Here is a 19,467-nt window from a genome sequence, read left to right as displayed (position 1 = left end):
AAGTATGAACAAAGCCGACTTAGTCCAAATTATCATCCAACATCTGGAAGAAAAACTTCAAGTTTCCCATGCATCGGCTCAGCGAGCGATCGATGCCGCGACAGATGAAGAAACTGTTCCCGAGCACAAGTACGATACATTGGCACTTGAAGCCGCGTATCTTGCTCATGGACAAGCCATGCGAATCCAAGATAGTGAAGAGGAATTGCGTCAATATCGTTCTTTAGTGACTCGCGACTTTAAGAATGCGCCTGTTGGTGTTGGTGCTTACGTTGTTCTCGCAGATGAGAATTTGCTTGAAAAGCACTTCTTTGTAGGCCCTTGCTCTGGTGGTTTGACTGTTCAATATCAGGCTCAGGAAGTCTTTGTCTTAACAGCTAAATCTCCTCTGGGTCGAGCGTTGTTCGGAAAAGAAGAAGGTGATGAGGTTGACGTAAAAATAGGAGATAAAACAACTTGTTACGAAGTCGTGACGATTTGCTGACATCTCATGTATCACTCAGTGTTATGTTTAACACGAGTAATGTTAAATAAAAGAGAATGACATGAAAAAGCTTTTTACACTCTCATTGCTGATGGTCAGTGCTACTGGTTATGCAGCGCAGTGTCGTGTGGACATCAATAATGAAGTCCGTATGGATGGGCAAAGCTTGGAAATTCGCCAAACGACAGGTGATAAAGCTGTCGTGGATGAGGATAACAACCTCTTCATCAAAGGTGAGCTAATTGAACTCAATTCTGACCAGAAAGCGGCAATTGAAGACTATCGCGAAAAAATGAACGCGTATATTCCACAAGCAAAGCAATTGGCGAGTGATGGTTTAGCGCTTGCGAATGATATTATTGATGATGTTGCGGAAAGCCTCGATGCACCTGGTGCGTTTGATAATGTAAAAGTCGCAGTAAAGGACTTTTTCGCTGATGTTGAATCACGTTACTACAAAGATGGTGATTTCATCCTGCCGGCGGAGAGTTTTGAGTCTATGACACAAGGGTGGACTAAAGACTTTGCAAAAGCACAAGAGATCTTCAATAAAGAGTTTTTAGCCAGTTCGTTGGATGCTTTATCGAAAAAAATGAAGGAAGAGGGAGGGATAAACCTCACTGCATTATCGGAGAGTATGGCTGAACTCAGCGCGAAAGTAGAAGAGCGTTTAGCCGAGCATTCGAAAGAGGTAGAACAACAAGCAGAAGACTTGTGCGATTCGCTGGATGACATGGCAGGGCAAGAAGACGATCTGTTGAAGAAAATCCCTGAGCTAAAAGATTACCGAGTATTTACGATTTAATTACTCATTAAAAAGTAAAAAACTCAATGAGATAAAGAAAGAGAGCGCGATTGTGCTCTCTTTTCGTTTTTACATACTTGAATAAGTAATGGAAACAAGACGATATTTGCGTTTTGCTCGCTTATTCTTTGATAGCTTATTGCGCATTCATCTCGGTGAGTTTATCGCCGACAGGTTTTGAGAAGTTAAAGCCATCATGCTGATCCCAGTTGATAGACCATGTCATTACTCCTGCATAATTCGGGTAATGGTACGCTGGTTTAACGGTGCCACATGAAGTGCCTTTGGTTAAACAATCTAGTGCGTTGATAATATTCTGTGTTGGAGCCTGCCCTGAATTTGCCGAGCTAGGACCTGAAGGTAAACCGATTGCGACTTGATCATCGCGCAATGGTGCAAATTGAGTGCCGTCGGCCAACTCAAAACCTTCGATAAGCATTTTAGATTGCGCTACCATCATATCCACAGAGCCTTCTGGTGCACTGCCTGGCAGGTATGGGTTTGGCAAACCGCCGTTGTTATATAACTGGACGTGAAGCAAGTCGAGCGTGCTGCGTGTCTCGTTAATCACAGGGATGTACGCCCCCCAAATACCGCTGTAAGCCACATAACCACCTTGAACATAAGGGTGCTCAGGCGCCATGGTTAGGTACATATCTCCACCCATGTTTTGCTCTATTTGAAGCAAAGCACGACCAAGGCGAGCTTGAATTTGCGAGCCATGAACTAAGTTAGAACCACTCTCTAAATCCACATCTAGACCATCAAAGCCCCACTCAGCGATAAGACCTGTTAGGCTAGAGACAAAGTTGGCTTCATCTTGGTCGGTATTCAGCGTAATCGTGCCTTCTGCGCCGCCAAGAGAGAGAACAAACTTCTTACCTTTAGCTTGAAGCGCTGCCATGTCCTGCTTGAATTGTGTTGGATCGAGTGCTGGACAATCGCTGTAAATATCGCCTGAATATAGATTAAAGTGCACGGTGCCATCACTGTTGCGATCATTTTCAGCAAAGGCAATATCAATCACATCCCAAGCATCTGCCATATCTGCTAGACGAATTGGACAGCCCGCACCATTTACAAAATTGTGCCAGTAACCGATGAGTTTATGGCGTTTCTCTACTTGCTCAACCACCGTTATTGCTGCGGCGTCAGACAGTGCATTGCTTCCTGACAAATCCACAGCTTGGGCGCTAACTGTAAAGTTACCAAGTGCAGTTGGTGTCCAGTTGGCTGTGTAAGGTGCTGTGGTATCGGTTGCAACAATAGAGCCGTTGATCATGAAATCAACGTGTTTAATGCCTGAAGTTAAAGACGTTGCATCGGCGCTTAATGCGAGACTTTTGCCTAATCCGACGGTTTGACCGCTGCTTGGTGAAGTCAGAGAGACGACCAAATCTTTATCGCTGACTTCCACACCAACCAGGGACTCTGACGTGTTGTTATCATTATCGGTTGCGACGGCTTTAAGCTGGTTAGCGCCAATAAGTGTGGCGTTCCAAGTAACGGAATATGGCGCTTGAGTGGTGACCCCTAAGCTGGTGTTGTTCGCAAAAAACTCAACTTGCGTGACTGTGCCATCAGCATCGCTTGCGTTTGCCGTGATTTCGTTATTGCTGCCAGCGAGCACGACTTGTCCATCCGTTGGTGCCGTAATGGTAACTTGCGGTGGTGTCGAACAAGCACCTAGGCCACTCCAAGCATCTTGCCAGTATAGCCCTTCACCAGGCTCGTAAGCCCATGTCGCATCCGAGGAGCACCAACCAGCAACATCACAACGATATTTTTGGTTGAAGTGAGAAATCAGGTCGCCAGCTTGATAACTTGTGCCTGCCACATAAGGTACTGCATCTGCACATCCGCCCGTTCCGGTTTCTGAATTACTAATAACCAGCGCTACTTCTTGGCTCATCGTTGCGAGGTTTGTATCATCAGTCGCTTGTGCTTTGAACGAGTATGTACCTGGACTAGCGGTCCATTGATATTCGTAAGGTGCGCTAGTATCAATGGCGACAGATTGATTGTTTACGAAGAACTCAACTTGTGTGACCACACCATCAATATCGTCAGCTTGAGCGGCTACGGTTAGGTTATCGCCTACATTAAGCACTTCTGTGCCTACTGGGCTTGTCAATGAAATGCTTGGTGGTGGTAATTCGACTTGTGGTTGAACTTGGATAGAAATCGTCGTGGTGCTAACAGCTCCCTCATTATCTGTCGCAATTGCGGTCAATTGCGAGATCCCTTCAATAGCTGTCCAAGAAGCTTCGAATGGTGCTTGAGTTACCACAGCAACGGTTTGGTTGCCTGCAACAAACTCAATTTGTGTGATTTGGCCATCTTCGTCAGCTGCGTTGGCTAACAAAGTGATCGCACTGCCTTCGGGAATTTGTGCGTTGTTTATTGGAGAGGAGAACGACACCGTTGGTGATAAATTGTTGCTTCCACCATCACATTGCCCTAACGCTTTCCATGCTTCCCAAGATCCTGAGTTGGTCACGGGGTCATTGCCTTGCGTCCAATATGCAGCCTCATAAGCGGCTCCTTGCGTTTTTACTAAAGCGCCCGATGTATAAGTCGCAGTGCTGTCCCAGTCGGGTAGACTTTGACAGTTATAGGCTTGAGCTTGGTAGCTGGCGCTGAGTGCTACAACCATCGCTCCGTGAAGTAGGGTGACCTTCATTTTCCTCTCCTTGAATCATGGGTATAAATGAGAACAGAGTAATAACTAGCTGATAAATAGACATTAGGGGGAAAAAGCGAAGCACAATATTCTGCTTTTCGACACAGTATCACGAGGAACAGTTCGTCCCTTACACCAGAGCTCATTATTTTTCGGCTCACTTCACGGCAGAAGGATTGGTAAAATTCAGCCACGTAAAACGAACAACAGTCGCGAGGCTTTTGAGCGATGAATATGAGATGTACGTTAAAATTTACAAGCTGAATGACTACAAATTGTTTCAACTGTCGAGGATTTAACCGAGGTGCTCTTGTTGAATAGTGAATATTGCTATAGTGTACTAGTTAGCTAGTTCAATGATTTTTTTGTGTGAGTAGTATGACACAGCAAACCTCTTCTCAGCCTCGCGAGCATTTTGGCTCTCGTCTCGGGTTCATCTTAGCTGCCGCAGGTGCCGCAGTTGGCCTTGGCAATATTTGGGGCTTCCCAACTCAAGCAGCCAGTAATGGTGGCGGTGCTTTCCTGTTAGTTTATTTGGTGATGATTCTTATCGTCGCATTTCCGATGCTGGTGGTTGAAATGGCGATTGGTCGCCATGGTCAAGCCAACCCTGTAGACAGTATGCGTGCAATCACAGATAACCCTACCGGTAAAAAACTCGGCGGCATTGTGGGTTGGATTGGTTTAAGCGTACCAAGCGCTGTCTTAGCGTTTTATTCAATTGTTGGTGGTTGGTTGATCTGCTTTTTACTGGGTGCAATCACAGATCTAATGGGGTTAGAAGCTGCAACTCAATGGCTAAAGGGCTTTAGTGTTGAACGTAACTTGTTCGGAACCATTACTTTTTATGTACTGACGATTCTCATCGTACAAGGTGGCGTAAAACAAGGTATTGAGAAGTGGTCCACACGTTTGATGCCAGCATTGTTTGTTCTGTTTGCTCTGCTATTTGCTTACATCATGACGCAAAACGGTGCGATGGAAGGTCTGAAACATTACCTAGTGCCGGATTTTGAAAAGGTATGGGACCGCAAGTTGATTCTTGCCGCAATGGGACAGGGCTTCTTCTCGCTTACGATCGGTGGCTGCTCAATGTTGATTTACGGATCTTACTTGAGTAAGAAAGAAAACCTACCAAAGATGGCGATGAACGTGACCATGGTAGATACTGCCGTTGCTTTCATTGCAGGGTTAGTGGTGATGCCAGCGATGTTTGTAGCAATGCAAAAGGGCGTTCAAATCTATGCAGAAGATGGCTCTCTCTTAAGCTCAGATACGTTAGTGTTTACGGTATTGCCACTAATGTTTGATAGTTTAGGTTTGCTTGGTCAATTATTCTCTATTGTGTTCTTCTTATTGCTGACGATTGCGGCGCTAACGTCTTCCATTTCAATGTTAGAGTGTCCAGTGGCTTTAGTGAGTGAGCGCTTCAATACTAAGCGCAGCGCAACGAGCTGGGTTTTAGGTGGTCTCATTGCTTTGTTCAGTGTGGTGATTGTTTATAATTTTGGTGCTCTATTTGGTATGGTCGCGACGGTTGCTACTCAGTATCTACAACCAACCGCTGCGCTCTTATTCTGCTTATTTGGTGGTTGGGTATGGAATCGCAACTCAAAAATCAAAGAGCTTGAGCAAGGTTGCCCGGAGTTTACGCAAGGTTGGTTTGGTAAGTTATGGCCTGCGTATGTGAAGTTTGTATGTCCAATTCTTGTGGCGACAGTCATCTGGGCTTCATTTGGCTAACCGAGACGCCTATCGAATAAAAGAAAAGGGCTTGATGGTAACTCATCAAGCCCTTTTTCATATTGGTTATTCTCGTTTCGGTTATCCGCCAAGAATGGTGTTGATTAACGGAATTGTCCTGCTTCTGGAAGAAAGTCAAAACCAGCAGAAGCCAGTTTTGTCTCCAGTGCTGTGCGTTCGATATCGAAGAAAGCCACCAGTTTATCTAAGTCACCACCGAAGTCGTCGCGTAGCTTCATATTCACAATGCTCATCAGCATGACAGGATCCATGGATTCAAAGTTCGCTAGATTCATTACTTATCCTCAAAATCTGAAATCAGTAGGTTTGCCGCAGCAAATGCCGCTTTTTCACGCACTTCTTTAGGCAGGGACTCATCCGCTGCAACATCGTTCAGTGCTTTAACTGCACATGAAATTGCTTGGGGAATATAAGCTTGATCGCCACTACCAATCTGAGCATAAAGCTCACGAACCAGTTCACAACAGCCGTATACTTGCATGTTTTCTTTCCACTAAATGATAACTTATCTCAATATACACACAGCGGATTTGAAACTCAAAGTACAGAGTTGTTTTGGCTCAAGTTGAAGGTTTGCTTGAGCGAGATTTAATCACTGCATTTGTGCTTCTAACTGCTGAGTGACTTCTGGCGAAAGTTGAAGTTGTTTTGCTAGTTCTTGCAGATACGCTTTTTCCATAAAGTTTTGTTCATCAGCGACGATCAAAGACGCCAGGTAAATTTCTGACGCTTGTTGAGGAGAGGTCGCCTGATTAGCAATTTCAGCAGGATCAAGCGGTTTGTTTAACTCTTGCTGAACGAGGTGACGAACGTGCTCATCTGCGCCCATATCCGCGAGAGCTTGTTCAATGCGAGCCATTTCCTCTTCATCAACGTGACCATCAGCTTTTGCAGCTCCAATCATTGCTTTTAAAATTAAGACACTGTGTTTACTGTCATCGGGGTCAAAGGTTTCTTGAACACCTTGACCGGATTGCTTGGCTTGCCAGTCGTTATACACTTTGTAGGCCAAGGCTCCAAGCGCATCTGCGCCACCGACTTTTAATGCGCTTGACCCTATTTTTTTAGTCATTTTTTTACTTTTCTTTGAGCCCATCAGCATACCGATGAGGCCTCCGCCTACAGCACCTGCTCCTAGCGTTTTTAGGCTACTTGAATTTGATGAGGATTTGATGTTGTTGGTTTGTTTGCCCAATGCATCTGCACCTTGCTTAAGTAAGTCTGATTTGAGTGCTTGGTTTAGAAGACTTTTTAAATCCATAACTGACCTCCTTTAGATGATGAAATCAGTTTAATAGCAAGAAGCTGAACCAAAGATTAACAAAGTGAATAGTTCGAAAAAGGTCGAGGGAGGGCGTTGAGCTGTAATAAAAAAGGGCTGACCGAAGCCAACCCTTTTTAACTATTTGAAACTACTTCAAATGCGAACTCGTCGAGTGCTTACTTTAGTTGAGCTTTTACGTGCTCAACAATGTCAGTCATTGCGACTGCTGTTTTCTCACCAGTAGCACGGTTCTTGTATTCGAAGTTGCCTTCTTTCATTGAGCGGTCACCGATAATAATGGTATGCGGTACACCAATAAGCTCCATGTCAGAGAACATTACGCCTGGGCGTTCTTTTCGGTCGTCAAATAGCACTTCGATGCCCATTGCCGTTAGCTCAGCGTACAATTTCTCAGCGGCTTCTTTCACTTCTTCTGACTTGTGCATGTTCATTGGAACGATCGCTACCTGGAATGGTGCGATTGCATCTGGCCAGATGATGCCGTATTTGTCGTGGTTTTGTTCAATAGCAGCCGCTACTACGCGAGTGATACCGATACCGTAACAACCCATTTCTAGGATGACGTTCTTACCATCAGGACCCAGTACACCACAGTTCATCGCTGCGGAGTAAGCGTTACCTAGTTGGAAGATATGGCCAACTTCGATACCACGCTTAAGCTGGATAATGCCCTTGCCACATGGGCTTGGGTCACCTTCCACAACGTTACGTAGGTCTTCAACTTGGCCAAGCTCTACATCACGACCCCAGTTAATACCGAAGTAGTGTTTGCCATCGATGTTCGCGCCCGCACCGAAGTCGCTCATTACCGCAACGCTGCGGTCAACAATGAACGGCAGTTTAAGGCCAACAGGGCCTAGTGAACCAGGGCCTGCACCGATAAGCGCACGAATTTCTTCTTCAGATGCCATTTCCAGTGGAGCTGCAACCTGAGGAAGGTTTTCTGCTTTCACTTCGTTCAGTTCATGATCACCACGAATAATAAGCGCGATGATTGGCGCATCAACTTCGTCAGATGCTTTCACAAACAGTGTTTTCACTGTTTTTTCAATTGGTAGTTCGAACTGCTCAACCAATTCAGCGATTGTTTTCGCGTTTGGCGTATCAACCAACGTCATTTCTTGTGTTGGTGCCGCAGCCTCAGAGGCTGGAGCTAGTGCTTCTGCTTTTTCAATGTTTGCCGCGTAATCTGACTCGCTAGAAAATGCGATGATATCTTCGCCGCTTTCAGCCAGTACGTGGAACTCTTGAGAGCCGCTACCACCGATAGCACCGCTATCTGCAAGTACAGGACGGTAATCCAGACCCATGCGATCGAATGCTTTACAGTAAGCATCATGCATTGCGTCGTATGACTTTTGTAGTCCGTCTTTATCAATGTCAAAGCTGTACGCATCCATCATTGAGAATTCACGTGAACGCATTACGCCAAAACGTGGGCGTCGTTCGTCACGGAATTTAGTTTGGATTTGGTACAGGTTTAGCGGAAGCTGTTTGTAAGAGCTCACTTCATTGCGAACAAGGCTAGTGATCACTTCTTCAGCGGTTGGGCTAAGTACAAACGGACGAACATGACGGTCAGTAAAGCGAAGTAGCTCAGGACCCATCTTTTCGCTGCGGCCTGTCTCTTCCCATAGTTCAAACGGCTGAACAACGGGCATCAAAGTTTCGACTGCGCCTGCATTGTCGATTTCTTGACGAACGATGTTTTCGACTTTACGCAGTACACGTAGACCAGTAGGTAGCCAGGTGTATAAACCTGAAGCCAGCTTACGGATCATACCTGCACGTAGCATGAGCTGGTGGCTCACTACTTCTGCGTCGTTTGGAGTCTCCTTCAGAGTAGAAAGAAGATAATTACTGGTACGCATTAAATTTATCCGTTTATTTAAGTTAGATACTCAAGCTTGAATAAGCAGGAGTATGGGAGTTCCCTAAAGGGAAATTTGTTAGCCGTCTATAATATCAGCCAATTGCGTTTGTCAAAAGCTTTCAATAGCGGTAACCGTTATTAAGTTGCTTGTTGCTGTGAACTTTACGTTCAAGTCGAACAAATTTACCGCATATTCTTTGTCGTCCGGCTTGTTTTTCTTATATGCAGGGCGAGGATCTTGTGCCAGAACTTGTTCAATGACTGATCTTACATAGTCAGTATCGGATCGATTTTCTATCGTTGCTAATGCTTGAGCAGAAAAGGTGACTTGTGACTTTTCTGGTTCTTGGTCTGCGTATCCGCCTTGTGCTTCCGAAATAGAATCCGAATAGGGAATATAAGGCTTAATATCCACAATCGGTGTCCCATCCACGAGATCTACACTGCCTAAATCAAGATAGATTTGATCGCCTTGCTTAGTGACTCCTTTCACTTCAACGGCTGACATTCCGATTCCGTTTGGACGGAAAGTCGAGCGCGAGGCAAAGACACCAATTCGTTCATTGCCGCCTAATCGTGGCGGACGTACAGTTGGTTTCCAACCAGCTTCCAGATTCTGATCAAATAGAAACAACAACCAAACGTGAGAGAACTGTTCTAGCCCACGCACTGCTTCAGGGCTATTTGCTGCACCTAACAGTTTTACGCGTGCTTTAGCCTCTGGTACTAAGCGTGGTTGGCGCGGAACTGCAAACTTTTCTTTGTACGGTGTCTCAATGACGCCGATGGGTTCGATGGAATACATGGTGGACATCTTTAAGAATTCATTGAGATGAAAAGTATCACAAATTTCTCTTGCTTTTCTTTTTGATAATGATTATTAATTAAAATGTTATAACATAACAATTTAATTGAAAGGAAAAGTATTATGAAACCAGGAATCCACCCTGAATATCGTCCTGTGGTGTTCCACGACACCAGTGTAGATAAGTACTTTGTCGTTGGTTCTACGTTGAAAACGGAGAGAACCATCGAATGGAAAGATGGCAAAACTTACCCTTACTTTACGTTAGATGTGTCGTCAGCTTCTCACCCGTACTACACCGGTAAACAGCGCGTTGTACAAACCGAAGGTCGCATTGCGAACTTCAACCGTCGTTTTGGTCAATTTAAGAGCGAAAAGGAATAAATCATGAAGGTAGTAAAATCATTAAAAAGTGCAAAAAGTCGTCATCCGGATTGCCAGATTGTAAAACGGAGAGGGCGTCTTTATGTCATTTGTAAAACGAACCCGAGATTCAAAGCTGTGCAAAAGTAATCAACCTGCATATATCTAACTTATGGTTTTGTTTAATTGATAATGTTGAGTTAATTATCTTACATGGATGAAATATCTACATTTTTATTCAATGTTGGTTATAAATGCCTCCGTTCGTCACAGTTTGTAACATTTAGGGCTTTTATTTGACCTTCTACTCAAGTACCCTTCGCACGCTTTTTGACATTTTTGTCACATTTGCATAGGAATAAAAACAAGGAGGGAACAGATGAGTTCATCTGATTCAATTAAACAAAACTCGCCTAAGAAGCCGCTGTTTACGCGCTTTTTGGATACTGTCGAATATTTGGGGAACTTATTACCCCACCCGATCACACTATTTGCCATTTTCTGTTTAGCCATTCTGGTGATGTCGGGTATTGCAGGATACTTCGAAGTTTCCGTAGTTGATCCTCGTCCTGAGGGTGCAAAAGGTCGTGCCGCGGATGGCATGATTCATGTCGTTAGCTTGCTTAACGCTGATGGCCTTGAACTAATCGTTACCAATCTAGTGAAAAACTTTGTCGGCTTTGCACCTTTGGGTACGGTATTGGTTGCGATGTTGGGTGTTGCTATTGCTGAATACTCAGGCTTGCTATCTGCAGCAATGCGTGGCTTAGTCATCGGTGCATCTCAACGCATGGTAACAGTGACGGTCGTTTTCGCGGGTATCATTTCAAATACGGCATCAGAGCTTGGCTATGTGGTACTTATTCCACTGGCTGCAATGCTGTTCCATTCTTTAGGTCGTCATCCACTTGCCGGTCTTGCTGCGGCGTTCGCTGGTGTATCTGGTGGTTACTCAGCAAACCTACTTATTGGTACGGTTGACCCGCTGTTGTCAGGCATTACTGAAACGGCGGCGCAAATGATTGACCCAACTTACACTGTTGGTCCAGAAGTTAACTGGTACTTCATGTTTGTGTCGACATTCTTCATTGCAATCACAGGTGCGTTTGTTACTGAAAAAATTGTTGAGCCAAAGCTTGGCAAATACAGTGAAGAAGAAGCATCAGAAGATTTGTCGAACGACAAAATGGGTGGCTTAACAGACATTGAGAAGAAAGGCCTAAAACTAGCAGGTGTTGCTGTACTGGTTGTTTCAGCGCTGCTTGCTTGGACGGTTGTTCCAGAAGACGGCATTCTACGTTCTGATGCAGGTACAATTGCAGGTTCACCATTCCTGAAAAGTATCGTGGCATTCATCTTTGTGTTCTTTGCTATTCCAGGCTTTGTGTTTGGTAAAGTTGTTGGCACGATGAAGACGGATCGCGATGTAATTGATGCAATGGCGAAATCTATGTCTTCTATGGGCATGTACATTGTATTAGTTTTCTTTGCGGCTCAGTTCGTTGCTTTCTTTAAATGGACTAACTTCGGTCAGGTATTCGCGGTTGCTGGCGCTAGCTTCCTGCAAGAAATTGGCTTAACTGGTCCAATGTTGTTCTTTGCCTTCATCCTGATGTGTGGCTTTATCAACCTAATGATTGGTTCGGCATCGGCACAGTGGGCAGTAACGGCTCCGATTTTTGTTCCTATGTTGATGCTTGTTGGTTATGCACCGGAAACGATTCAGGCTGCTTACCGAATTGGTGACTCGACGACAAACATCATTACTCCAATGATGAGCTACTTTGGTTTGATTCTTGCCGTAGCGACTCGTTACATGAAGAACTTAGGTATCGGTACGCTGATCGCGACCATGCTACCTTACTCAATCTGCTTCATTGTAGGTTGGAGTGTGCTGTTCTACCTATGGGTATTCGTATTTGGTTTACCAGTAGGCCCTGGCGCAGCAACATACTATACACCGTAGAAAACGGTTACCTCACACAGCTCCATTATAAAAAGCCTGCGAACGTCGCAGGCTTTTTTATCGATTGAGACTGTGTACGCAGGCTTACCTGATTATAGATGTCGGTTTATAGCTGAAAACGTGTCAACAAAGGGCGATAAAAGTGCTGAGTGAGCCAGCACAAGCTTTTCCAAATTATGCGTTTGTACCAGGGTAAGTGCGCAATATACACATAGCTAAATTCAATTTCTGGCTGGGCTTTTCTGTTGCGTTTAAAAGCCGGAGCACCTGAGCTCATATTAAAGCGACGCTGGTATATCATGGCATGGCGGATGGTATAGGCCGATATTCGACGATACAATGCGAGGCGTTGTGGCTTATTGGTATCGTAGCCAAAAATTGGGCAAGTCATATCATTATCAATTTCTACAATGCCTAACGTAGCCAGCATCTCTTCTTGATAAAACAGTCCCACTAAATGTACTAATTTGTTCTGGCTCGCCTGTTTTAAATATTGGCTTGAAAACTGGATGTTATTGATGCTGTATTTATCAAGGTAAAGCATGTCATATAACTCTTTGGCACGCTGAAATTCTTCATCAGTGGTCAGTGGCCTAAACTGCCAATCTTTATCATTAAGCAGTTTGAAGTCTTTCGTTAAATCTCGGTTGAAGCTGAACGCTTGCCAATCATCAAGTAAATACACTTGTCGTGTTACCAAGCTTTGCCATTTTGGCTGCTTCAATCGCTGAATTAAGTGTAAATGCTGACGCTGGTTGAGGGAGCGAAGCACCAAGGGAAAGGTGGGGTATTGATCGAGTGCGACGCGACGCAGTTCATCGAGATTTAAGGCTGCCCATTGTTCGCTATACATATTGGTGGACAAGCACTGATTGTTGAGCGTTTGGACTTGATCCAATCCAGCCAGTGATAAGATTGGTTTAGTCATATTAATAAGTAACTTACATACCCATCGAACAGCCACATTTTTGACTTTGTGAAGCTCTTCTTCGGCGTAGCCACTAAGCAGTGTCATAGGGGACACGGCATAACAGTTGTTTGGTATTTTTGGTGTTACGGAGTAGGGAATGGCAACATCATCGATATAGTAGCAACCAAAGCTTGCTGTGCATTCATCAATGGGATTCGACTGCATAAGAGTGAAAAAAGTTTTATGCCATTCTTGAGAGGAAAGCGTCATTAGTTCAATGCCTCTCCATTCCACTCAATATCAACGGTAGAAGCGTCGCTCCACTTCGTCTTGTTCTGCCTAGCTAACCGGAGTAATTCAAACATACTCCGGATTTGGCTCCCGGCCGGTAAGTTATGCTGTTGCATCACATTCACTCCAGACCACCAATCTTGCCAAGTTCGAGCCTTGAACAGGGATAATCCACCTTCCGCGATGAGTGTTATTGGACCTAAATGATGCAATCGCTGCTTGGAAGGACTGGTAAACTCCATATTAGGAAGCAGTTGGTTGCATCGAGACGAGAGTAGGTGCAAACCACTGGTGGCTCTTGGGTTACATTCAATCACGTAGAGTTCATCTTGTGATTTGATGAAGTCAAACGACACTTGCCCATGATAAGTATGACGTTTACCAAAAGCTGCGATAAATGTATCTAGTCGTTCGCACGAGATCGGCTGAAAAGCACTGGCGGCCGAGCCGTTTACACAGTATTTCGGCACATAAGCTTGGTGTGCTTTAAGGTCACCATGTTCAAAAATGGCATAGTTACACACCGGAGTCCCATGGATTTTTTGTTGCTGAACCCAAGGGTAAAGGGGCGATATCGTGGCGGCAGAAATAGACTGAGTTGTCACATCTCTTATGACTTGCCCGCCAAACCGAGAGTAAACGGGCTTTAGAACGGTTCTCTTATTAATTTCAATCTCACTTTTATCAGCGACCAAACGAGTTTTTGGAAGTGTGATTTCTGGCAAACTTTGAAGCTGTTCAAAGACGGTCAACTTGTTGTGCAGGGCATTGAGTAGTCCCACATTGGGCAGAATAAAATCTACTTCTGGGCATTGTTTGGCAACATGAGCCAAGTAATACACTTCTTCACAAGTGGGTATCACCATATCAATACGCATCTGAGTAATGATTTTTAGGATCTGCTGTTGATAGGTGGGAAACGCAAATCGAGGCGAAGCGGTGGGGATATAAGACTCGATGCCTCGCAAAAACGATCCTAGAGGTTTTTTTAGCGAATCGGTGAGAGTTACGTCATGTCCATGATGCATACACATGGTTGCCCACTCTAGTGCAACTGGTGATCGGGCTCCGGTGATTAAGACCCGCATATGTTCACCACACGTCGTTGTTTATTCATTGGCGTCCAAATAGGCGCAGGGCGGTAACTAAATCTGACAGGATCAAGCCGCAATTGGTCAAACAACTTTATCAAGGCTTGATGTATAACCCGATGGTGGTGAACATCCGCTTCAATTTGAATGGCTTGTGACCCTGTTTGGGTGATTCGGTAATCCACGCGACTTTGGGCGGATAGTGTTATAGCGCGGTAGATGAGATCTGGTAACACCGTCACTGGGACGTGGTTTGCGTTTAGCGTGAGGCGATCACCACATCGTCCGGCAATCGCGCCAAGAGGTTCAAATACGCCATTATCCTGTTTATTCTCAATAATATCGTCGAGCTGATAACGAATAATTGGCTGAGTTTTACGACGAAAATCGGTAATGATTGGGCTGTAATGAGTACGTTCGGTATTCAGCCAATGTTTTTCGATGTAAACAACATCTTGATTCCAGCGCATTTGTCCATGCTGATCCGTACATGCAAGAAAACCTTCAGTACATTGATAGACTTCATGGAGTTCGCTGTCGAACCGTTGAGAAATAAAGTGACGGTCACTCTCGGTTAGGACTTCTGCACCAGAAATGATCCGCTGTGGTTGAATTGCGGGTTGACCAAATTGACCGCTGAACTGGGCGCAGAGCTGAAGAGCTTGCGCACTACCAACCAAAAGCGTGGGTTGGAACTCATCCAGCTCTTTTATCCATTCTTGGTAAGGTTTGGTTAAATCGGCATAAAAAAATGTTACAGGCCCTTTCGCGACGGATTTATACAGTGGGCTGTTGGCGCGCAAGGCTAGAGCAATTCGGTGTTTTTGCCATAGGTTGGGCAACAGGCGAGCCAATATATTGCCAGCCCATAGTTGTGTTTCCTGTTTGTCAGCAAGAAACAACCCGCGCATGCCTGATGTGCCCGAAGAAAGCCCAACAGTAACATCGCCAACTTTCGAAGCGGCGAAGTTGCGTGACTGTTCTGCGTCGAGTGCTTGTTGCATTAGCTGTTCAGCATCTAAGCCTTTCGTATTCAACTCCGAGAGGTTCTCCATCATGGTTTGCTTATTCATGATAGGGAAATCACTGAGTGGTGCACCTTGAAGTGAGCGGTAATACGGTGAATGACGGCATACCCAATCCAAGTGTTGCGTTAAGTGTTGTTGCTGCCATGTTTCGACTTGTTCCCTTGAGCCGAAGGGGCGGTAGCGGGTTCGCCAGAATTCTGAGATAAGCGTTCTCACTTCATCCATCCTTCTTTGATTAGCTGCTGGATAGTTTCCTGACAATGTGAAGGCACGAAGCGAACAAAGTGGTGGGTTTGTTGGTAGCAACTTCTCAACTCGGAGAGGGTGTTTTTATAGGCTTTTGTATCATCGCAAAGCATGTTCGCCAGCCAATGTTGATCGATATTTTCACTCAAGCTCTCGATTAACCAGCATGCATCGGCGAGTAAGAACAGCCAACTTTGGTCTCTTTTAACTAGCAAGCCCACTTGGCCAGCTGCATGGCCTGGCAAGCTAACCATATAAATAAATCCATCGTCGAACATGTCTTTACAGAGCAAATTAACACCTTGGCACTGAGGAAGAATTTGGCTGATTGGTACAGAAAAATCACTATGAATGAATAAGTTAGGTTCAAGCTGTGGAGGAAGTAGAGCTTTTAGGTATCCTTTTCTTACGCCTCCAATTCGACCACTTTTAGTAATTGCATCTACCCCTTTTTGTTGGCAATGCAATTGAGAGTGGGAAAACTCAGACACGGCAGCAATGTGATCAGCATGGAAGTGGGAGAGCACTAAGTGTTCAATATCATGAGGTTTGAGACTTTCTTTTGCTAACTGCGCAACAATTCCGTGTTCTTTTTTATAGCGACAAGGTGTTGTCCAAGCATAAAAACGTTCAGGGAAGGGACGAGTCGCGCTAAAAAAATGCTCGTGATATCCCGTGTCAAACAGGATGTTGCCTTGTGTTGGGTGCTGAATTAACGCAACGGCTGCCGGAAATGCTCTAGGCTTGATACCAGAACCTGGTTTGACAACAAAGCCTGGGTGTACGCAGTGTCCAGCCTCAAAGATTTTTATTTTTAGACCAGTTTGCATACTGCTGTATTCCTTCTTGAATTGAAAAAAGCGGTTGGTAATTCAGTGTTTGTTTAGCCTTGCTGATATCCAGAGTTTGATGATAGTTAAACAATCCTGCGCTGTATGAGGTGAGCCTTGGTTCTGGCTGATGTGGTAAGTGCCTTCGTATTTGCTCACTGAGCTTTAATAATGGTGATACCACACCGTATGGTAATGATTGTAACGTTACTTTTAGGTTTAACCCCTCACATAAAGCTTGCAGAACAGTCTCAATTGGCATTGGTTCGTTGTTGGAAATGTTGAACACATCACCATGCTGAAGTCGGTCTGCCTGAGTGCAAGCGAGCATCGCTGCATGGGCAACGTTGTCGACATAGGTCAGATCAACCACAGGATTTCTACCCGATGGCAGAAGCAGAGTGTTGTTTTTTATCGCCTTAAGCACTCTTGGGATAATCGCGCGATCATTGGGTCCAAAAATGCCACGCGGTCTTAAAATGATCGCTTTACTTCGACCTTTTACGGCTTCAATTTCTGATAGATATTTTGTGTGTGCGTAATCATTACACCAGTATGAAGCTATGGCGTCGGTTTCTCTAATATTCCAACGGTCTTGATGGTCAAAGTAGACGCTGGTGGACGAAATATGGATAAAACGCGAGATTTGATGCGTATTAGCCGCATTGACGAGGTTTTTGGTGGCATCTACATTGGCTTGATAAAACGCCTGCCACTTTCCCCATGGGCTTGAGAGAGCGGCACAATGGATGACTGCATCCATACCTTGGCATACCGCATGAACTGCTGAGTGGTCTCTTAAATCGACTATATGGGGGATAACATCGAATTGCTCGGCGAGTTGTTTAGCGATGACTGTATTTCGTGCTATAAAATGCAGTTCATGCTGCTGGTGAAACATTCTCAGAATTGCGCTACCCAACATCCCGCTGCCACCAGTGACCAATATCTTCATAGTTTTAGCACTCCCATCCCTAGCGACAACCCTGCGGCGGTGCCAGCTAATAACACATGTTTTCCTGCGGTTTCTGGCTGATTACGCAGCCAGTGTAAGTTAATTGGGAGTGAGGCGGCGACTTGGTTTCCCAAAGTCGAAAAGTGATTAACGGTTTTCTCTGTTGGTAGCCCGGTGAGTGAAGGCAGTTTTTTTAATCCATGCGCGCTGGCTTGATGAGGAAGAAAATAATCAATATCGCCGAGTGTTACCGGAGAGGCGTCAAACCCTTTTTTTAGAAACGCTGGTAAGGCTTTACGCACATGTTTAAAGAGTGCTTTGCCCTCCATCTCAAACTGGCAACTTCTTAAATAGGCTTGATGCTCGGAGGTATGCGGATTGATATGACTACCTCCGCCCTTAATTTGACAAAATGAATACCCGGTATGATGCGTTTCAAAGTGACTGGTGAGCAATCCATCATCGTTGTGTTCTTCGAGCAAAAATGCGGCGGCACCGTCCGCGAATAAGGTTGCAACTTCTGGTTTGAGCGTAAAATTTCGATTCAGTGTGATGCCAGTGGCGAGTTCGCTGGTGACAATAAGAATCCGACGGTACCGTTTTGCTAAAAATAGACTCTGAGCAAGATCAAGCGCAGAGAGAAAGGATAAACAGGTGCTGTTCAAATCAAAGCTTTCTAGCCATGTTGGAGCGTCTAACGCGGCGAGAACCGCTGAAGCGTCGTAGGGTAGAGACTGGTGGTGTGTACCGCTAGCGTAGATAAGGAGATCAACGGAGCTTAAGGTATGTGTGTTTCCTAAACACTGCTCTATTGCCTGCACCGCCATGTAAATAGCGGTCTCTTTTGTATTGGCTACATGACGATATTCAACGTCGAATTTATTTCGGCAGGTCCCTGGCGCTAATTTTAGGAAGTGATCCATCTCTCGATCAGACCATTGATTCGTTGGCAGGTAGCTTCCACTGGAAACGATGTTAAAGCCCATTATTCTCTATACACTTATTAAAAACGTCGTTCAAAATAAACTACGTTGCATATTGAAGCTATGGTGAGCGAGATGAAAAATAAACAGAACAAAACAAATGGGAGTAAGAGCACGCTTTGGGTGCAATGCTGAGAATGAATTTTCAGGAATGAGCCAGGCTTTTATTTGCTGGCTCAATTTGAATAGAGTGAGGGTTACTTCTTAAATTTCGCCAAAATACGATCCAAATGGTTTGCAAATTCGCGTCGATCGGTTTGAGAAAGCGCGGCGGGCCCACCTGTCTGAATTCCGCTTGAACGCATGGTTTCCATAAAGTCGCGGATATTTAGGCGAGCTTTGATGGTGTCTTTTGTATAGAGCTCGCCACGAGAACTGAGGGCTTGAGCGCCTTTAGAGATAACCTCATCTGCAAGCGGAATATCTGACGTGATCACCAAATCGTTGGCTTCTACACGCTTGACGATTTCGTTGTCTGCGATGTCAAATCCCGCAGGGACTTGTAGCGAATGGATGTTGTCTCTTTTCGGCACAGGGACAACGTGGTTAGCGACAAACGTACATTCAATCCCCGTACGCTCGGCGGCACGCACAATGGTTTCGCGAATAACTTTTGGACACGCGTCTGCATCTACCCATAACTTCATGATGATTTCTCACTTAGCTTGGCTTCTAGCTCTTCAATACGAGCCACTAATTTTTTCACCGTGCTTTCTAGCGCTGCAAGACGATCATTATCGGTGTGCGCTTGTGCTGCGACTTCAACCTTGGGAACACGCTGAGCACTTTTCCAACTTTTTATTGCGGTGATTAATGCAGGCATTGGGACGGGCGTTTTCAAGCGTGCTTTCACTAACGCTACGGTTGGTTCTTTTCCTTGTTGTTGCAGTTGTTCCATTACCGCTTCTAATTCTTTAGTAACGTCTTGAGTTAACATTTTTAATCCTTAACAACGATATATCTATCATCATACGTTGAGTGCGCTAATTTGGCGAATGGCATTTTGGAGAGTGTAGTGTGAGAGATCTCTTACATAGGTTGTGAGAGAAAACGATTTCGTAAGCGGGAAAAGAGAAGATAAAGAGCTTAAGTTTATGATAAATAA

At 44.9% G+C, this 19,467-nt stretch carries 20 protein-coding genes; 6 read left to right on the top strand and 14 right to left on the bottom strand.

The genetic code is table 11. The features are described from left to right. Positions 1–4 precede the first annotated feature (4 nt). Together R8O10_RS13715 and R8O10_RS13710 are read left to right on the top strand one after the other, a co-directional pair. Complete coding sequence (locus tag R8O10_RS13715; RefSeq protein WP_318191477.1) at positions 5–484, top strand: GreA/GreB family elongation factor; 480 nt, start codon at positions 5–7, stop codon at positions 482–484. Positions 485–545: 61 nt separating this feature from the next. Then, the gene (locus tag R8O10_RS13710; RefSeq protein WP_053306726.1) at positions 546–1,289 is read left to right on the top strand and encodes a YggN family protein; all 744 of its coding nucleotides are present in this window, start codon (positions 546–548) and stop codon (positions 1,287–1,289) included. A gap of 136 nt (positions 1,290–1,425) precedes the next feature. On the opposite strand, the gene R8O10_RS13705 is transcribed toward R8O10_RS13710, so the two are convergent. Beyond that, positions 1,426–3,972 carry an Ig-like domain-containing protein gene (locus R8O10_RS13705; protein WP_238952089.1) on the bottom strand — a complete coding sequence of 849 codons (2,547 nt, stop codon included), beginning with the start codon at positions 3,970–3,972 and terminating at the stop codon, positions 1,426–1,428. Positions 3,973–4,350: 378 nt separating this feature from the next. Here R8O10_RS13705 and R8O10_RS13700 point away from each other — a divergent pair, with 378 nt between their 5' ends. Beyond that, positions 4,351–5,715, top strand: coding sequence for a sodium-dependent transporter (locus R8O10_RS13700; RefSeq protein ID WP_033905531.1), 1,365 nt, complete (start codon positions 4,351–4,353; stop codon positions 5,713–5,715). Between the two features lie 104 nt (positions 5,716–5,819). Here the strand turns inward: R8O10_RS13700 and R8O10_RS13695 are convergent, their stop codons facing one another. The 5 genes from R8O10_RS13695 to tsaA all read right to left on the bottom strand — a co-directional run bounded on the left by R8O10_RS13695 (position 5,820) and on the right by tsaA (position 9,699). Then, positions 5,820–6,011 (bottom strand): DUF4250 domain-containing protein, encoded by a 192-nt coding sequence (locus tag R8O10_RS13695; RefSeq protein ID WP_005380289.1) that lies wholly within the window; start codon positions 6,009–6,011, stop codon positions 5,820–5,822. Beyond that, complete coding sequence (locus R8O10_RS13690) at positions 6,011–6,217, bottom strand: YaeP family protein (RefSeq protein WP_005391765.1); 207 nt, start codon at positions 6,215–6,217, stop codon at positions 6,011–6,013. The genes R8O10_RS13695 and R8O10_RS13690 overlap by 1 nt, the downstream gene beginning before the upstream one ends. A 111-nt stretch (positions 6,218–6,328) precedes the next feature. Next, positions 6,329–6,997, bottom strand: a complete 669-nt coding sequence (locus R8O10_RS13685) for a tellurite resistance TerB family protein (protein WP_318191476.1) — start codon at positions 6,995–6,997, stop codon at positions 6,329–6,331. A gap of 179 nt (positions 6,998–7,176) precedes the next feature. After that, positions 7,177–8,892: a proline--tRNA ligase gene (locus R8O10_RS13680; protein WP_005380292.1), complete on the bottom strand. Its 1,716-nt coding sequence runs from the start codon at positions 8,890–8,892 to the stop codon at positions 7,177–7,179. Positions 8,893–9,003: 111 nt separating this feature from the next. Continuing rightward, on the bottom strand, positions 9,004–9,699 hold the full coding sequence (tsaA, locus tag R8O10_RS13675; RefSeq protein WP_005380294.1) for a tRNA (N6-threonylcarbamoyladenosine(37)-N6)-methyltransferase TrmO: 696 nt from the start codon (positions 9,697–9,699) through the stop codon (positions 9,004–9,006). Positions 9,700–9,822: 123 nt separating this feature from the next. Between tsaA and R8O10_RS13670 the strand changes: the two genes are divergently transcribed. The 3 genes from R8O10_RS13670 to R8O10_RS13660 all read left to right on the top strand — a co-directional run bounded on the left by R8O10_RS13670 (position 9,823) and on the right by R8O10_RS13660 (position 12,028). Next, a complete protein-coding gene (locus tag R8O10_RS13670; RefSeq protein WP_005380295.1) occupies positions 9,823–10,083 on the top strand; it encodes a type B 50S ribosomal protein L31 in 261 nt (86 codons plus the stop codon). 3 nt (positions 10,084–10,086) lie between these two features. Next, a complete protein-coding gene (gene ykgO / locus R8O10_RS13665; protein WP_005380299.1) occupies positions 10,087–10,212 on the top strand; it encodes a type B 50S ribosomal protein L36 in 126 nt (41 codons plus the stop codon). Positions 10,213–10,441: 229 nt separating this feature from the next. Further along, positions 10,442–12,028 carry an AbgT family transporter gene (locus R8O10_RS13660; protein WP_318191475.1) on the top strand — a complete coding sequence of 529 codons (1,587 nt, stop codon included), beginning with the start codon at positions 10,442–10,444 and terminating at the stop codon, positions 12,026–12,028. Between the two features lie 106 nt (positions 12,029–12,134). Here R8O10_RS13660 and R8O10_RS13655 read toward each other — a convergent pair whose 3' ends face one another. From R8O10_RS13655 to R8O10_RS13620, 8 genes are all read right to left on the bottom strand, one after another. Then, complete coding sequence (locus R8O10_RS13655; RefSeq protein WP_318191474.1) at positions 12,135–13,208, bottom strand: hypothetical protein; 1,074 nt, start codon at positions 13,206–13,208, stop codon at positions 12,135–12,137. Then, positions 13,208–14,317, bottom strand: a complete 1,110-nt coding sequence (locus R8O10_RS13650; RefSeq protein ID WP_318191473.1) for an ATP-grasp domain-containing protein — start codon at positions 14,315–14,317, stop codon at positions 13,208–13,210. The genes R8O10_RS13655 and R8O10_RS13650 overlap by 1 nt, the downstream gene beginning before the upstream one ends. Next, positions 14,305–15,573 carry a F390 synthetase-related protein gene (locus R8O10_RS13645; protein WP_175413466.1) on the bottom strand — a complete coding sequence of 423 codons (1,269 nt, stop codon included), beginning with the start codon at positions 15,571–15,573 and terminating at the stop codon, positions 14,305–14,307. The genes R8O10_RS13650 and R8O10_RS13645 overlap by 13 nt, the downstream gene beginning before the upstream one ends. After that, positions 15,561–16,424, bottom strand: a complete 864-nt coding sequence (locus R8O10_RS13640; RefSeq protein ID WP_005380307.1) for an MBL fold metallo-hydrolase — start codon at positions 16,422–16,424, stop codon at positions 15,561–15,563. The genes R8O10_RS13645 and R8O10_RS13640 overlap by 13 nt, the downstream gene beginning before the upstream one ends. Then, the gene (locus tag R8O10_RS13635; RefSeq protein WP_005380308.1) at positions 16,393–17,379 is read right to left on the bottom strand and encodes an NAD-dependent epimerase/dehydratase family protein; all 987 of its coding nucleotides are present in this window, start codon (positions 17,377–17,379) and stop codon (positions 16,393–16,395) included. Before R8O10_RS13635 ends, R8O10_RS13640 begins: the two co-directional genes overlap by 32 nt. Further along, positions 17,376–18,365 carry a ketoacyl-ACP synthase III gene (locus R8O10_RS13630; protein WP_226083466.1) on the bottom strand — a complete coding sequence of 330 codons (990 nt, stop codon included), beginning with the start codon at positions 18,363–18,365 and terminating at the stop codon, positions 17,376–17,378. Before R8O10_RS13630 ends, R8O10_RS13635 begins: the two co-directional genes overlap by 4 nt. A 194-nt stretch (positions 18,366–18,559) precedes the next feature. Continuing rightward, positions 18,560–19,009 (bottom strand): YaiI/YqxD family protein, encoded by a 450-nt coding sequence (locus tag R8O10_RS13625; protein ID WP_005380310.1) that lies wholly within the window; start codon positions 19,007–19,009, stop codon positions 18,560–18,562. Beyond that, a complete protein-coding gene (locus R8O10_RS13620) occupies positions 19,006–19,299 on the bottom strand; it encodes a hypothetical protein (RefSeq protein ID WP_012841496.1) in 294 nt (97 codons plus the stop codon). The genes R8O10_RS13625 and R8O10_RS13620 overlap by 4 nt, the downstream gene beginning before the upstream one ends. Positions 19,300–19,467 lie beyond the last annotated feature (168 nt).

The organism is Vibrio sp. 1727 (genome assembly GCF_033344415.1).
Classification (GTDB): Bacteria; Pseudomonadota; Gammaproteobacteria; order Enterobacterales; family Vibrionaceae; genus Vibrio; species Vibrio alginolyticus.
The sequence above is the reverse complement of the archived record's forward strand: the minus strand, read 5'-3'. Positions and strand labels throughout refer to the sequence as shown.